This window comes from Acinetobacter sp. ATCC 27244 (assembly GCF_000156555.1).
GTDB classification, from domain to species: Bacteria; Pseudomonadota; Gammaproteobacteria; order Pseudomonadales; family Moraxellaceae; genus Acinetobacter; species Acinetobacter haemolyticus.
The window spans coordinates 1-319 of the sequence record NZ_GG666013.1 but is presented as its reverse complement, the minus strand read 5'-3'; the positions used below and the strand labels follow the sequence as shown (position 1 = coordinate 319).

The window sequence follows — 319 nt, the reverse complement described above, 5'->3', positions numbered from 1 at the left end:
GAGGTGGTCCCACTTGTTTGAACAACTAAAAGCTTATTTATAAGTGATATTCTGCTCTAGTTAAGCTACCTTATTTTGTTGTGGTAGCTGGTCATAGTAAAACTCATCTGGAGTCATTTTGTCCAGACTCGAATGAGGTCGTTTCAAATTATAAAATTCAAAATATGCACTCAATTGCTTTTTCGCATCGGTGACACTGCTATAAGCTTTGAGATACACCTCTTCATATTTAACGCTTCTCCATAACCGTTCAACCATCACATTATCAATCCATCGACCTTTACCATCCATACTGATTTGAATGCCATTTGATTTCAAT

The 319-nt window shown here is 36.4% G+C and carries 1 protein-coding gene; it reads right to left on the bottom strand.

All coding sequences use genetic code 11. The features are described from left to right. Positions 1-60: 60 nt before the first annotated feature. Positions 61-319, bottom strand: a 259-nt coding sequence (locus HMPREF0023_RS16025; protein WP_034437754.1) for an integrase core domain-containing protein, incomplete at its 5' end; no start/stop codon positions are given.